This window comes from Methanobrevibacter curvatus (assembly GCF_001639295.1).
GTDB classification, from domain to species: Archaea; Methanobacteriota; Methanobacteria; order Methanobacteriales; family Methanobacteriaceae; genus Methanoflexus; species Methanoflexus curvatus.
Genome location: NZ_LWMV01000072.1, coordinates 17,658 through 32,594 on the forward strand (window position 1 = coordinate 17,658; position 14,937 = coordinate 32,594).

Annotated in this window: 13 protein-coding genes and 1 tRNA gene; 4 read left to right on the forward strand and 10 right to left on the reverse strand. The window is 24.7% G+C overall.

Annotated elements, in window-relative coordinates; translation table 11 throughout:
* Window positions 1-116: 116 nt before the first annotated feature.
* The 6 genes from MBCUR_RS01945 to MBCUR_RS01970 all read right to left on the reverse strand — a co-directional run bounded on the left by MBCUR_RS01945 (window position 117) and on the right by MBCUR_RS01970 (window position 5,008).
* Window positions 117-190 (reverse strand) — tRNA-Ile (locus tag MBCUR_RS01945).
* A 143-nt stretch (window positions 191-333) separates the two neighbouring features.
* Window positions 334-621, reverse strand: coding sequence for an iron-sulfur cluster assembly protein (locus tag MBCUR_RS01950; protein ID WP_067089555.1), 288 nt, complete (start codon window positions 619-621; stop codon window positions 334-336).
* A gap of 355 nt (window positions 622-976) precedes the next feature.
* Window positions 977-1,888: a DUF5591 domain-containing protein gene (locus MBCUR_RS01955; RefSeq protein ID WP_067089558.1), complete on the reverse strand. Its 912-nt coding sequence runs from the start codon at window positions 1,886-1,888 to the stop codon at window positions 977-979.
* Window positions 1,889-2,090: 202 nt separating this feature from the next.
* Window positions 2,091-2,597: an HD domain-containing protein gene (locus MBCUR_RS01960; RefSeq protein ID WP_067089561.1), complete on the reverse strand. Its 507-nt coding sequence runs from the start codon at window positions 2,595-2,597 to the stop codon at window positions 2,091-2,093.
* 221 nt (window positions 2,598-2,818) lie between these two features.
* Window positions 2,819-3,352: a hypothetical protein gene (locus MBCUR_RS01965; RefSeq protein WP_067089563.1), complete on the reverse strand. Its 534-nt coding sequence runs from the start codon at window positions 3,350-3,352 to the stop codon at window positions 2,819-2,821.
* A gap of 687 nt (window positions 3,353-4,039) precedes the next feature.
* Window positions 4,040-5,008 carry a coenzyme F420-0:L-glutamate ligase gene (locus MBCUR_RS01970; protein WP_067089566.1) on the reverse strand — a complete coding sequence of 323 codons (969 nt, stop codon included), beginning with the start codon at window positions 5,006-5,008 and terminating at the stop codon, window positions 4,040-4,042.
* A 280-nt stretch (window positions 5,009-5,288) separates the two neighbouring features.
* Between MBCUR_RS01970 and MBCUR_RS01975 the strand changes: the two genes are divergently transcribed.
* From MBCUR_RS01975 to MBCUR_RS01985, 3 genes are all read left to right on the forward strand, one after another.
* A complete protein-coding gene (locus tag MBCUR_RS01975) occupies window positions 5,289-5,867 on the forward strand; it encodes a pyruvate kinase alpha/beta domain-containing protein (RefSeq protein WP_067089568.1) in 579 nt (192 codons plus the stop codon).
* Window positions 5,868-6,399: 532 nt separating this feature from the next.
* Entirely contained in the window at window positions 6,400-7,542 is a 1,143-nt protein-coding gene (ftsZ, locus tag MBCUR_RS01980; protein WP_067089571.1) for a cell division protein FtsZ, read from the forward strand.
* Window positions 7,543-7,997: 455 nt separating this feature from the next.
* The gene (locus MBCUR_RS01985; RefSeq protein WP_067089574.1) at window positions 7,998-9,296 is read left to right on the forward strand and encodes an FAD-dependent oxidoreductase; all 1,299 of its coding nucleotides are present in this window, start codon (window positions 7,998-8,000) and stop codon (window positions 9,294-9,296) included.
* 66 nt (window positions 9,297-9,362) lie between these two features.
* On the opposite strand, the gene MBCUR_RS01990 is transcribed toward MBCUR_RS01985, so the two are convergent.
* The 4 genes from MBCUR_RS01990 to MBCUR_RS02005 all read right to left on the reverse strand — a co-directional run bounded on the left by MBCUR_RS01990 (window position 9,363) and on the right by MBCUR_RS02005 (window position 13,871).
* The gene (locus tag MBCUR_RS01990; protein WP_067089587.1) at window positions 9,363-10,463 is read right to left on the reverse strand and encodes a glycosyltransferase; all 1,101 of its coding nucleotides are present in this window, start codon (window positions 10,461-10,463) and stop codon (window positions 9,363-9,365) included.
* A 43-nt stretch (window positions 10,464-10,506) separates the two neighbouring features.
* Complete coding sequence (locus tag MBCUR_RS01995) at window positions 10,507-11,055, reverse strand: nitroreductase family protein (RefSeq protein ID WP_067089577.1); 549 nt, start codon at window positions 11,053-11,055, stop codon at window positions 10,507-10,509.
* 346 nt (window positions 11,056-11,401) lie between these two features.
* The gene (locus tag MBCUR_RS02000; RefSeq protein ID WP_067089579.1) at window positions 11,402-12,445 is read right to left on the reverse strand and encodes a hypothetical protein; all 1,044 of its coding nucleotides are present in this window, start codon (window positions 12,443-12,445) and stop codon (window positions 11,402-11,404) included.
* Window positions 12,446-12,812: 367 nt separating this feature from the next.
* Window positions 12,813-13,871, reverse strand: coding sequence for an mRNA surveillance protein pelota (locus MBCUR_RS02005; RefSeq protein WP_067089582.1), 1,059 nt, complete (start codon window positions 13,869-13,871; stop codon window positions 12,813-12,815).
* Between the two features lie 639 nt (window positions 13,872-14,510).
* Between MBCUR_RS02005 and MBCUR_RS02010 the strand changes: the two genes are divergently transcribed.
* The coding region (locus tag MBCUR_RS02010) for a hypothetical protein (protein WP_211265117.1) at window positions 14,511-14,937 on the forward strand (427 nt) is incomplete at its 3' end.

Sequence of the window (14,937 nt, forward strand, 5' to 3'; positions counted from 1 at the left end):
AACTAATGAAGAGAGTAATTTAAGTCTTAAGTTTAAAAGACAAAATTAAAATATTTCGAAATTTAAAATAATTAATTTTTAAAAAAAGAGTAAAAAATAATAATCAAAATCAAAAATGGGCCGGCTGGGGTTCGAACCCAGGACCTCACGGTTATCAGCCGTGCGCTCTACCTGGCTGAGCCACCGGCCCTATTAAAATAATCTTTAAAAATTTAATTTTAAGTAAGGATATAACAATTTTTATTTTTATCATATATAAATATTTTGATAGAAAAAAATATATTGATATGAAAAAATATAAAATTAAAAAGATTAAATAATTATAAAAATTAATTATTTTTTATTAATCATTTCATTAATTGAATCAGCCATCATATGACCTTCAACAATTATTTCAACACTTTCTATTCCATCAACAGATAATGCTTGGTCTTTGGCATCAGCAGCCATGCGTGCAACACTCATACATCCAGGATTTGTAGGTTTTAAAACTATTTTAGCTGCATCTCCATCAATTTCTATATTTTGAACAATACCCATTTCAGTAATACTTACACCCATATGTGGATCTAAAACTTTAGAAACTGCATCTTTAACTTGATTTTGTAATTCTTCAGACATTTTATCTCTCTCTTTTAGCAAATAAATAAATTTCAATAAATAATCAATAATATATAACAAATTCACATAATAAATTCAATATAATAAATTAATATATATTTAACATTAATTTTTTTAACTTTCAGTTAACAAAGACTTAAAAAAAATTAAAAAATTTTAATTTAATTCAAGAAAATTTTCAAGTATAAATTCATATGTACATTATAATATTTATAGATTAAGTTTTTAAATCAAAATATAAAAAAAATCTTAAAAAAATAAAAAAAATAAAATAATGAAGTAATGAAATAAAGAAATGATAAAAAAATAATAAAGAAATAAAAAACGAATATTAAAACAAATGAAATTCAATATATTACTTCTTTCTGTGTCTTATTTTTACTCCAATGCCTTTGGTGGCTAACTCCATTTCTTTACCCGATAAAATAGCTTTACCAACACCTAAAACTTCTCCATTTCTTACTACAACAACCTCATCATTTGGTAAAATATTTGAGTCTGCAGAATTGATTCCAGGTGCAAAAACGGTGTTTGTAGATAATTCAAAGTCAATTTCAACAATATTGATTCCTAAATCATTTAAAATTTCCCCACCTTTAAGAGTTAAAGAGTAAAATCCCCTATCATTGTTTAAAATAGCTATTTGATTTTTATTTCTAATAATCTTTTTATGGTATTTTCCTTTAGCTATTGTATCATTATCAATAAATTCATGACCATTTTCTCCAAACTGATAAATAGCTACTGATTTTAATCCATTTAAAACCTTTTCTCTTCGTTTAATTGTAGAATATTTTTTTAATTCCATTCTCAAGTTATAAATTGAATCTGGAGAAGTTGTTTTTCCATCTACACAAGTATAAATAGCTCCATCTAAATACTCTTGACATACTTTCTCATATCCCCCAGAGACATGAGCTATAATATCTTTCCCATCTAAATATTGATTTAAAAGCTTTCCTGCAAGTTTTTTTTCTTCATTACTCCATTTTCCACTTACAGCAACATCATATGACTGAATTGGGTATGTATTTTCCATTTCACGAGGACAAATTCCAAATGGAGAGGTTAAAATGACTTCTTGGACTTTTCTAGAAGCTTTTTTAAATATTTGATGAGATTTAGAGTTAGAATAAGGTTTTTTCATACTGCAGGGAAGAACAACAACAACTTCACCTAAAGGTTTAAGTAAAGCCATTCTTTCTCTCCATCTAACAACTTCTGGACGGTATAAAGACTCATCACTTGAACAAATTACTTTTGCCATATTATCCTTGAATAAAATTGTATTTTTAATTAATTTTTAGTTTAATTTATAATTTGATTTTTAGTAAAATGTTTAATATAATATTAATTAATATTTAGTAGTTTTTAATAATTTTTTAATATAATTTTAATATAACTTTAATATAATTTTAATATATTTAGATAAAAATTTACCAAAAAAAGAACTTAATTATGAAAAATAATTATTTAAATTGTAAAACTAATTCTTCATGGTTTTTTTTTAATTTCAGAATAGATTTATTTGAAATTTCATTTTTTCTCATCCATTTATCAATGGTGAAATTAATACCAACTTCATTAACCCCATCATAAAGATTATCAGCATGAGAAACTATTCTCTCCTCCAAACTCAGGGGAATGTAATTTTTTAAAGGTAAATTAAACTTTAAAGCTTCATATTTAGTTAAACCTACACCAATATGCCTTTCAATTATATTAGCCAGTTTTTCACTAAACCCTAAATCAATAGCTATTTCATAACCAATAATCCCATGATCAATTCCATTTGACTTAGACCTACCAATATCATGTAACAAAGCTCCACTTGTTAATAAATTTAAGTCCACATCATCTTTAAAATTAATAGCTATTTCATTGGCTTTTTTACAGACTCCAATTGAATGATCTATTACCCATTTAGGGCAGTTTTCTTCTTTTAATAATGAAATCAAATATTTTTGATCTTCCATAAAAATCAATTTATGCATAAAACTAAGAAAAAATGATAAAATAATAATGCTAAAAAAATCTAAAATTTAAATATAAAAAGAAAAATTAGAGAGTTAAATAAAAAAAAGCTGTGGGAATTAATAAAAAATGTAATTAACTCATAATTCATGAAAAAAAAGTAAAGCTATTTTATATTAAAACAATTACAAAAAACGAATAGTTATTAAACATCTTTAAAACATTATGTTTTTAAATTTTTGATTAATTTTTCAAAATCATTAAATTCTGAAATCGATGCATCTATTTTTTCTTTAATTATACTAATTCTATATTCATTATCATGCCAATTAAGTTCTGTACTACAATTTGGACATTTAAATTTATTCTGGAGAGCCACTGCAAAATCAAATCTATTTTCATCTTTGGGACAAATATAAAACGAATTATTTTCTTCACTTTCTAAGATATCTTCCAGTTTAGAAATCTTGGTTTCATGGCGAAATGACAATTCGGATACTATATTTTCATTGTCAAAAGTCCAAGTATAAGTAAACCAATTTGTTTCTTTGTCTTTATTTCGTTCATAAGTTGCTAAATGAGAATCATACAATTTATATAAAATCTTTCGAACAGTATTTATTTTAATATTTGTAGATTCTGCTATTTTTTCATCAGTTATTTTATTATTTATCAAGCAATCTATTATTTTTAGGTTTTCTTCATTCTTTTCAACAACTTCAAATAAATATTCTTTTATCAACGGTATTTTCAACATTAGTCTGCCCCATATAAATTCAAATTAGTTAAATCCCTTATTTTAACACAAAAAAGAAAATTAGTATATAATCCACTCAGAAATAAAATTATCTAAAAGGTTTAATCTAATATATACAATCCAATCACTCAAAAATAAAAATATTAAAAATTAAAAATTAAAAAATCTAATTAGTAGTAAAATTTAGAAGTAAAACTTAAAATAAAATTTAAAATAAAACTTAAAATAAAAATTAAACAAATCTTAAAATGAAATTTAAAAATAACATTTAAAAATAACATTTAAAACTCAAATTTAAATATAATTAACTTAAATATAATTAATTTAAACATAATTAAAACTCAAATTTTAAAAAAAATAGATTTATTGTAAAAAATATGTCTTATAAAATGATATTCTACTTCATAATAAATTTACATTTCAAAGTTATAATTTTATAATATATTATATATAATGTAATGTTTTTATACAATATAAATTTTTCCATTAAAATTTAAAAAAGATTGTGATTTTTAAAAATTTTATCAAAATTCACTAAAAAAAACTTATTAAAAAATAATGAAAATTAATAAAAATTAATAAAAAAAATATAAAAAATGATAAAGCATTAAAAAAATAATGAAAAATTGATAAAATAATGAAAAATAATAGAAACTTTAAAAAAGTGATAAAAAAGTTAGAAAAGAATTATTTTTTCCTAATCAACACTGCAGGAGTATGAACAATAGAATTTAGCATTTCCACAGTAATATTTGAAAAATCATCATTTTTCCTAGGAGTTTTCATATTTTTTTTACTATTTTCACTGTTGTTATTCTCATTACTTATTTCATTATACTTATCTTCTCTTAAAAAGTTTTTTTTCATCTGATAAATGGTTTCCATATTATTTTCAAGAGATTTTTGATAATTCTCAGAGATATTAGCTATTTTCAAAGCTTCTTCTACAGAAATTTTATGAGATGATCCTAAGGGAGTAGAACCTACATTTTCATAAATTTGACCTAAAACATATCCCCAAAAGCCCATATTTGACTTTATTCCTTCAATAGCTATTGGTAGTCCAGTAAAATATTTATTTTTCCCTCTTCTATATGTTGCATCAGTATCAACTATCAAAACACGAATATCTCTTCCTGTTTTATCAAAAATAAATTGTGAAATATTTTTAGCTACTTTTTGAGGATTTTTTGGAAGTAATGAAACATAAGTTCCTGGAGCATTACTTAAATCTATTCCTGCTTCAGATGCAGGCTTAAGAGCATGTTTTAATCCATAAGTTTCAAGCACAAGTTCTTTATGATATACAACTTCATATGGAAGATGTCTAAGATTTTTAATGGTTCTTTTTTTAATTCTTAAAAGTGGACCAAAGAAATAACCCCAAAGATACTTACTCCAAACTAGACCTAAAAATTTCGCCATTAATGATGGTTTAAAATCAGTTTCATCAAGTAATCTACCTTGTGATACAGCTATTGGAGTTTCTGCAATAACCAAATAATCATTATTTTTTGAAAGCTCAATAACAGGTAAAATAATTTGATTTAAATCGTCATTACATGTAATATAACCTGTTTCTATTGGAATTATTTCATATTCGTCAGAATAAAACTTTTCTTCTAAAGAATCATACTGATAATTTTTTATACTCATAGTATCTAAATATATTTATTGTTAAATTTGACTATTAAAAGTATTAACCATTAAAATTTTTAATTATTTCTTTATATTTATTAAAGTAGTATTTATTATATTAATATTATATTAAAATAAGTAATCATTAAAGTAAGTAATCGTTGCTATTATTTAGAATTATTTATGTGATAAAAAATAAAATAAAAAAAAGATAAAAAATAAATTAATAATAAATTAATAAAATACAAATAATAATATGTTTAATAGAAAATTTTAATAGGAAATTGGGGTTTTAAAGATGAAAAAATCAATTACATACTTTGAAAATGGTGGAAAAGAAAATACTGAAGATCTTATTGCTTGTGTTAAGGATAGGTTAAAAGATTCTGATATAAAATACATTGCTGTTGCTTCAGTTAGTGGAGAATCTGCTTTAAAATTGTCAAAAAGTTTAAAAAGTTTAGCTAGATTTAAAGATATTAAAATAATAAATGTTACACATCATGCAGGATTTAAAAAAGACAATGAGCTTGAAATAAGTGGAGAAAAAAGAAAAGAACTCAAAAATAACGGAATAACTACTTATTTAGGGTCTCATGCTTTGAGTGGAGTTGGAAAAGGAATTTCCAAAAAATTTGGAGGAGTCACACCAGTTGAAATAATAGCTGCTACATTGAGAATATTTTCTCAGGGAATTAAAGTCTGTGCTGAAATAAGTATCATGTTAGCAGATGCAGGGCTTGTTCCAGTTGATGAAAAAATAATAGCTATTGGTGGAACTGGAAAAGGATTAGACACTGCGGTAATTTTAACTCCGAAGAATATGACAAATGTTTTTGACATAAAATTCCATGAAATATTGGCCATGGTAAAATAAATTCAAAAAAATATTTTTATTAATCTTGTCAATAAATTAATTTTAACAATAAAAAAAAAAAAAAAAAAAAAAATGAAATATGAAATATGAAATATGAAATATGAAATATATGAAATATATGAAATATAAAAAATGGAATATATGAAATAAAATAAATATGAATGAAGTGAATTAAACAGAATAAAATTGAAATTTACATATAAACTAGAAGATATGATAAATTAAAGTGAAAAGATATAAGTTATAACTTAAAATTAAATCTTTAAAATGAATCATATTGTTTAATTAGCTATTTTTTACTTTAAATTCAAATATTTAAGTTTCTTTTTAATATAAAATGGTAAAAGCAACTTAAATCAAAAATAATAATATTATTAAATTTAAAGTTGTTAATATAGTATTGATTATTATTAAAATTAAAAAATATATTGAAATTTTTAATTAAATTAAAGAATTATCTATAAAATAACCATTTCATTTAAATATTAGTTTGTACAAATAATAAGTTATAAACTAATGTGGGGTTATATCAGTGAAGTTTATCGACGAAGCAATAAAAGAATCTGAAAAGAGATTGGAAAAAAATAAAGTTCCAAAAGCTACAAGCGAAATAGATGAGGACTTAATAGAGACTATTACAATAGCACATCCTAAAATATTTGCTATTGGAACTGGTGGTGCTGGAAACAACACTATTACAAGATTAAATGAGAAAGGTGTTGAAAATTTAGAAACCATTACCATCAACAGTGATGCTCAAGATTTATTATATAGTCAAGCAGATAAAAAGATTTTAATCGGTAGAGAAACATGCAAAGGCTTAGGAGCTGGTGGAAAACCTGAAATAGGTGAACTGTGTGCTGAAGAGAGTATTGAATTAATTAAAGATGAACTTTCTGATGCAAATATGGTTTTTATAACCTGTGGTCTTGGTGGAGGAACTGGAAGTGGATCAGCACCAGTTATAGCAAAAACCGCTAAAAAATTAGGTGCATTAACAATAGTTGTTGTTTCAACTCCATTTATTAGTGAAGGTCCACAAAGAGTAAAGAATGCAGTAGAAAGTTTAAAAAAATTAAAAGAAAGTGCCGACAGTGTAATAGTTGTTCCAAATGAAAAACTGTTAGAAGTTGCTCCAAACTTACCTATTATAACTGCATACATGGTTTCTGATGAGATTCTTGGAAAATCAGTAAAAGGAATTACTGACTTAATTATGAAACATGGTGCAACAAACCTTGATTTCAGTGATGTTAAAAGTACTATGAGTGATTCTGGAATGAGTATGATTGGTATGGGCGAATCTGAATCTGGTGATAGAGCATTAGAATCTGTTTATGAAGCATTAAATAGTCCATTACTTGATTTAGATATTTCTGAAGCTCAAAAAGCTATTGTAGATATTGTTGGAAGTAATGAACTAACAACAGAAGAAGTAAATAAGATTACATCTACAATTAGTGATTATTTAGCTCCTGGAGCAGATATTATCATGGGAATAAGAGTTGACAATGAATTACAGCATACCATTAGAACTACCGTAATAATTTCTGGAGTTAAATCTCAAGACCTCCTTTCTCCAGCTAGAGAAGTCCCAGAAAAGCAAGAAGAGTCTATTCAAGAACCATGGGAAAATTTTGATGCTGTTGATGATTTTCTTGATGATAAATTCTAAATTATTATAGTAAAATAAACCAAAATTTTATGGAACTCTTAAAAAAAATTAATTTAAAATGAATTGGGCAATCCCTTCAGTTTATTTAGATAAAACACCTCCCCCCCACTTTTTATTATTTTAAACTTTTTATTATTTTTAATTATTTTTTTTTAAGTATTATTACTACTCTAATCCAATATTTACTTATATTATGTTTTCTCATTTTTTTGTTATACTTTATTTTATTATACTTTTTTATCTGTGCTCTAATTCACTTAAAACCTCATTTTTTATAAATCTCTTTTTTAAATAAATTAATTTTAGCTAAAGTTATTTTATATAAATATAAATATTTGAAAATATACAGATAAAATAGATATTAAAAAATATATTAAAAAATAAAAAAATATATTAAAATAAAACTCCATTATAAGTCTAAAAATAAAAAAATAAACGGATAAACAAGTGAAAAAATGGAAAAAGTAGAAAATATTATTGTTGGATCAGGTCCTGCAGGTAGATTAGCTGGATTAGAGCTTGGAAAATTAAAAAAAGAAGTCCTTTTAATCGAAAAAAAATACATTGCTGGGAATTGTTTAAATGAAGGCTGTATGGTTATTTGTGCATTAAATGAAATAGCTAGATTTACAAATTCAAAAAAAAGGTATGAAAAATTAGGCATTTTAAAAGGAGAAATAGAATTAAACTATGAAGAAATTACAAATAAAATAAAAGAAACACAGGCAATTATTAGAAAAATCCATGAAAAGGAAAATAAATCAATAGGAAATAAAGTAATTTTTAGTGAAGCAGAAGTCTTTGAAGACAATGTTTATGTAAATGGAGAAAGTTATGCCTTTGAAAATTTATTAATAGCTACTGGATCAAAACCAATTATCCCTAAAATTCCAGGAAATGAATATGGGCTAACTAGCAAAGATATATTAAATATTAAAAAATTACCTAAAAAAATAAACATTATTGGAGCAGGTGAAATTGGAGTAGAACTCTCAAGTTTATTTTCCTCATTTGGATGTGAGGTTAATCTAATTGCTAGAGGAGGAATATTAAAACATATGGACAAAGATTTAAAAAACTATGTTGAAAAAAAACTTTTAAAAGATGTTAATATCTATAAAAATTTAGAAGCAATTGAAATAAAAAAGAACAAAGTCATAACACAAAATGAAGAATTTGAAGGAAAAACATTAATAGCAACAGGTAGAACTCCAAATTCCAAATTAGTTGAAGGTATTTTAGAATTAAATGAAGACAAATCAATTAAAGTTGATCCATTTATGAAAAGTTCTAAATCTAATGTATATGCTGCAGGAGATGTGGTTGGAGGGATAAATTTAACTACTGTTGCTAGAAAGGAAGGAATTATAGCTGCAAGAAATATGGCAGGATATTCAACAATTATGGATTATACTAACATACCTCTTGGACTAACATTAGACATGGATGCTAGTTATACTGAAATTTCGAGTGAAATAAGCAATAATAATGAAAATATTTCTATTCCTGGCTCAGCTGGTCCTGGTAGTTTCTGGAGAGTTTTAACAAGAGACACAGGTTTTTCAAAAATAGCTTACAATAAAATTACAGGAAAAATAGGTGGTGCATATTCTATATCACCGTCATCTGTCAGTGATATTTCATATTTTTCATATTTAATTGAACATGGAGATTTAGAAGACTTTAATGAAGAATTTATAGAAATTCACCCATCAACAAATGTTTTCCAACACCTAATTAATGCAATTCATTAAAAAATAAGACGAATAAACTATAACAAGAAAAAAGATAAAAAATAAAAATAATAAAGAAAAAAACATTTAATTTTTTATTATATTATAAATAATATTAGCTATTTTTGAAGATGAATTAACCACTTCTTGACGATACTTATTAGAACACTCTCTCATTTTATTTAAATTATTTATTTGAGTAATAATAGTTTGATTTAAATCTTCTAAATCAGATTCTATAACTGCACCGGGGAAAATAGCTTCAATATTATGATATCTTCCATATTTCACCCTATTTAATGCAATGATAGGAAGTCCTAAAGCTATTGCTTCTTGAACCATTACTCCATCATCTGTTAAAATAGCCAAGTCAATAATTTCATATAAATCATTAAGCCAATCAATATAAGAAAGATTAATAATATTGTTTTCTTCTAAATATTTATTATATTCTTCTTTCAAAGGATATCCTACAACAATTATATTAAAATCATTTGTAAACTTAGAAAAGTCATTTACTCCTTTTGCCATCATTTCAAAAAGAGAAGAACCAGAAGAAAAGAGAATGGTTTTTTTGTTTTTATCAAATTTATCTGGTAAATTTAAAAGTGCATTTTCTTTATTTCCTTTAAATTCTTTTATTTTTAATGGATAAAATGATTTGAATACTTTTTTTCCTTTAACATTAAAAAATTCATTAGAATCATTGCTAGATATAGGATTAGAATTAGAATGCATATCATTATTATAAAGAGGAGATTCAGTTAGAGCTATTACTGAATTAAATTTTAAAGACAATTTACTGTCAACTGGAGTGTTAACAATTGAAATAGCTGGAGTTCTAGATATTTTTGAAGCTATTGAAGCTAAAACTGCTCCACCACCAATTATACCAACTACAATATCAGGTTTAAGTCTTTTTATTAAAAATATCCCTTTAAATATGGCTTTAACTAATTTTAATCCTGCAATTAGCTTAGTTTTTTTAGTAGAAGCATGACCACCTGATTGAGGAATATTTGTCCTATACCAGCTAAGGTTATTTTTTTTAAAAAGTAGTCCTGGAGCTTTAGAGTCTAAAGCAAATTCTACTTCAAAACCTAGTTTATTAAGAGCTTCAGCAGTATTTAATCCAATTACTGCATCACCACCCATTCCTCTTCCAGTGACAATTAATAGAGCTTTCATTTTAGTCATCTATAAACCAATCAATATTAAAAATAAAAAAAAGTCATTTAATCCAATTAAAAACGTTTTTATTTCTTTCAGGTCCATTAGAATTAGGTTTTACTTTATATCCTAAAGAAACACCATATAATGGAATATAATTTTCTGGAATATTTAACTTTGAGATATTTTTTTCATCTTCAAAATACCATGCAACTAATCCTAACCAACAGGAGCCTATATCTAAGGCCTCTGCAGCAAGAAGCATATTTTGAGTAGCGGCACCACAATCAGCTTCTATATTAGATCCTCCTTTTTTACCAGAAACTATTACTAAAGTAGGAGCATTATGAGTAATATTTCTATTAGAATTACCAATCATTTCAAAGAATTCATCTCCAGAATTCTTCATTAACTCGCGAGAAACCTCATCAATTTCAATAAGAAGATCTTTATCTTGAATGACAGTAAAATGCCAAGGTTGTTCTGCTCTTGCAGTAGGAGCCATTATTGCAGCATTTAATATCTTATTTAATTCATCATCTGTAAGTTGTTCTTCTTTATATTCTCTTATGCTTCTACGATTATTTATTGCTTCAAATACATCAGCCATTTTATCAATTCCATATAATTAAGTAATCTAATTTAAAATTTTAATATCTTCAATAATTTAATATTTTCAATACCTTAATATTTTCAATAAGTTAATTTAATCAATAAGTTAATTTAATCAATACATTTTATATTTTCAACAAATTACTATTTTATAAATATATACTTTCTTTATTTATTTATAATTTTTTAAAGAATTTTTATTTAAAAAAAATAAAACAAATCTAAAAATAAAAATAATTTTATTAAAAAAGTAAAAAAAGTTGAAAAAATTGGAAAAATATGAAAAATTGTTAAAAAAAATAAAAAAACAAACAAACATGAAAATATGAAAAATTACAAATCACCTAATAATTGTCGAAAAAACTTGTTTTTTTGTATTTATCCCTAATTGCAAGAGTATTGTTTTTTGCATAAGGATTATATACAAGCCGTCTAAATCCTAGAATAATTAAAATAGGGTTTTTAACAATAAGTTGAGTATCTTTAAAAATTATTTTTCTAATTAAATCTCCTAAACCCCCTCCTGTTATAACATCCATTAAATAGTCCCCAAATTTAGGATAAGGGATTTTTAATTTTCTAGCAAAAAAAACTTTCAGGTTGTTTTTTCTGATAATAACTATTAAACAGCAAGTAATAAATGAAAGAATTAAAACTGCCCAAAATCCACCTAAGGCATAAAAAGTTATACCTAATGCTACTGCAAACGCATGATTTCCTACTTCTCCCATCATGATCATTCCAAAGAAGTCTAAAATACAGTATCCTAGACAAGCCGCTAATAAAATTGCAGGAATATAAACTGGAGGAATTATAAAATCTAAAACATGCATAGAAGGAGTTTGAAGCATTATCATAGCTGCTAAAGATAAAAATGACATTAATATAGCAACTACAGATGCTGAACCTGGTTGCATATCAGCAATGTTTAAAGGCTGAATTAAAAATGCGATTATAACTGCAGAAAGACCTATAAGAGGATAACCAACTATCATAATTGCCAATATTCCTATTCCTCTTAAAAGTTGACCCCATTCAATCGGCAAATCATATATTCTACGTCGTCCAATTAAATCATCACAAAATGCTAATATTGTAATAATGAGAACTAAATTATTAAATGGATATGGAATAAAAAATATTAATAAAATAGCTGGAACTAAACCAAGTCCCCTAGGGGTTCCCAACGGAAATAAATTTAACTTATCTAAGAAATTATCAATACCTAAATCAAATCGAGGGGTTCTCCCCCGCACATCAGTGTATAAATTACTTAAATAAATACGTTTAAGAATGTTTTGATTATTTAAAAATGTTAGAAGAACAAATAAAAAAGCTGTACCTATCAATGAATATACAAAGACATTGAAAATTTCTGATTGTATCATATAACCCCCTAAATAAAAATATTTATTATTAACTAAATAAAATATTATTATTAATATTAATAAATATATTCTTAAAAAAAATAACAACAGAATTATAAAAAAAACTAAGCAAAAAAAAACTAAATCAAAAAACTAAATCAAAAAAACCATCCTAATTCTTATAAGTTATAACTATTTAAGTAAAATTAGATTTTTTTAATATATAAATGTATGTGATAAGTATTTAATGATAAATATTATTATAAAATCATTATCAAAAGGTGTTCATAAACATTTCTTAAAAAAAAGTAGATATTTTCTAATAAATTGAGAAATTAAAAAATAATAGAAAAAATTATAAAAATTAAATAGTTTTAAGTGAAAATATTCATGTTGAATATCTTAAAATTGCTCCTATACCTCCTAAAGAATCTAATTGTTTTCCTCCATCATGTTCACTACTAATAATCACTATATTTCCACCCATATTCTCAACAATATCCATAATTTCTTGATATTCACTATTTTTAACTAATTTATCCAAAATAAGTAATTTTTTAACTGCACCACTATTAGACGCTTCAAAACTTTCTTTTTTACCATAAGCCACACTATTTTTTCCTTTAGCTATTTCTTCTAATAATTCTTCAACTGCTGAAATCTCTATTGCAACAATGTTTTCTGATTTAATTTGTTCTAATTTTCCATTTTTTAAAATTTCTTGAATACCTACCCTTCCACCAGATCCAGTAGATTCAATAATAGACTTTTTAGCTATTTCTGGATATTTATTACTTAAAAATGAGAAAAAATTGTTTTTTTCAAAACCTGGACCAACAATAGCTATTGTGTTTATTTCATTAAACCTTAAAATAGCATCAACAATAGATTTATAAAAATTTTCAATGTCTTTCCCTCTATTTTTATCAACAATCCTTTTTCCAGAAATATTTCCAATGATTGGTCCATAATATTCTAATCCAAATTGTCTAAGTAATCCTAGCTCTGCTGTGTCATCATCAACAGAAACAACTAAAGCTTGAAGTTTTTTTGATGATTCAATTGCTTTTTCTAATCTTTTTAAATCCCATCGTGACCATTTATCTTTAACAATGCCAATTGAGTTATTTAACTTAACTTCAATAGAATGGCTTGAGTTTAAAGGAATCAAATCTTCTGGACCCTTTTCTATTAATCCTGTAACTCTTAGTTTTCCTGTAAAAATATGAAAATTAACTGATTGAACTCTTATTCCTAAATGAAATGTTTTTTTAACCCCCCTATCACTTCTTAGTTTATCTCCAGTGGTATCTTGAATTCTTCGAACTGTTACTGCTGAAACATAGTCATTTTTATGAATAATATGGGATAAATGCCATAAATCATCCAATGTTTCTGGAATCAAGCTAATTTTTCCGATTTTTTTATTTTCTTTAATAATTCTCATTTTATCAATAGATATTTTTAATTAAAAATATTATTACTAACAGCATATCAAATATGCAACATAAAACTATATATTTATTTACACAATAATGTTTTAATTTTGATTTTAATATAGTGGAATTTTTTATATATTAATTATTATCTTTTTGCTTTTGAAGTCTAAATATGAATAATTTGCCTAATCGTGGCTTTTTATTCAAATCTGCCTAAATAGGTAAATTTTTGGGAAATTCATTGTTTCTTGCAAGATCAGTCTTTGTAATGAATATAATAATTATAAAATAAGAATTATTAGCTTTCCTTTTTGTTTTATATATTATATTGATGAAAATTTTCTCTTTTTTGGATAGGAAATTCTATTTGTTTTCATCTTTTTTGTTCATGTTTTGCTTTTTTATTATAAATTAAAATATTTGCTTTTTTATTTATATATATTTTTCTATTTGATTTATTTAGGAACTTATTTATACATAGATAATTAATTTATTGATTAGTTGAGAACATTTTTTTGTTTTCATTTTTTAATTTTTAATTGGTTGTATTTTTTTCTCAGCTATTTCTTTTAAAAAATATTATTATAAGTGATTTAAATGGATGTAATTAATTTTAACATACAAAAATTCGTACACAGGGGGGGGGGGTGAGAGCTGGAATTTTTCTTTTAATTTTAGTATTTTTGCTTTCCCTTTCTTTCTCTGCAACTTCAGCAAGTAATATTGCTGTTAGTGGAGATTCTTTTGACGATATAAACAATGCTATTACTACTGCTAATTCTGGAGATTTTATTCAACTAGGTTCAAACACTTTTAAAAGTAATGGTTCGGGAATTAGAATAACTACGGAAAATTTAACTTTTATTGGTGCTTCCCCTAATAACCCTGCAACAGTATCTGGAGAAAATATCAGCAGAATTTTCTTGATTAATGCAACAACCACCACGTTTAAATACATTAACTTTATCAATGGTAATGGTAATGGCACTACGGGAACAGCCATTCTCACTTATTCTAAAATTATTGTTGAAAACTGCACTTTTTCAGATAACATTGGAGAAAGCGGAGCAACCA

Bases quoted from the DNA above. Each gene is read 5' to 3' on its own strand.
- MBCUR_RS01950 (WP_067089555.1), bottom strand. From the start codon at position 621: ATGTCTGAAGAATTACAAAATCAAGTTAAAGATGCAGTTTCTAAAGTT.
- MBCUR_RS01955 (WP_067089558.1), bottom strand. From the start codon at position 1,888: ATGGCAAAAGTAATTTGTTCAAGTGATGAGTCTTTATACCGTCCAGAA.
- MBCUR_RS01960 (WP_067089561.1), bottom strand. From the start codon at position 2,597: ATGGAAGATCAAAAATATTTGATTTCATTATTAAAAGAAGAAAACTGC.
- MBCUR_RS01965 (WP_067089563.1), bottom strand. From the start codon at position 3,352: ATGTTGAAAATACCGTTGATAAAAGAATATTTATTTGAAGTTGTTGAA.
- MBCUR_RS01970 (WP_067089566.1), bottom strand. From the start codon at position 5,008: ATGAGTATAAAAAATTATCAGTATGATTCTTTAGAAGAAAAGTTTTAT.
- MBCUR_RS01975 (WP_067089568.1), top strand. From the start codon at position 5,289: ATGAAAAAATCAATTACATACTTTGAAAATGGTGGAAAAGAAAATACT.
- MBCUR_RS01985 (WP_067089574.1), top strand. From the start codon at position 7,998: ATGGAAAAAGTAGAAAATATTATTGTTGGATCAGGTCCTGCAGGTAGA.
- MBCUR_RS01990 (WP_067089587.1), bottom strand. From the start codon at position 10,463: ATGAAAGCTCTATTAATTGTCACTGGAAGAGGAATGGGTGGTGATGCA.
- MBCUR_RS01995 (WP_067089577.1), bottom strand. From the start codon at position 11,055: ATGGCTGATGTATTTGAAGCAATAAATAATCGTAGAAGCATAAGAGAA.
- MBCUR_RS02000 (WP_067089579.1), bottom strand. From the start codon at position 12,445: ATGATACAATCAGAAATTTTCAATGTCTTTGTATATTCATTGATAGGT.
- MBCUR_RS02005 (WP_067089582.1), bottom strand. From the start codon at position 13,871: ATGAGAATTATTAAAGAAAATAAAAAAATCGGAAAAATTAGCTTGATT.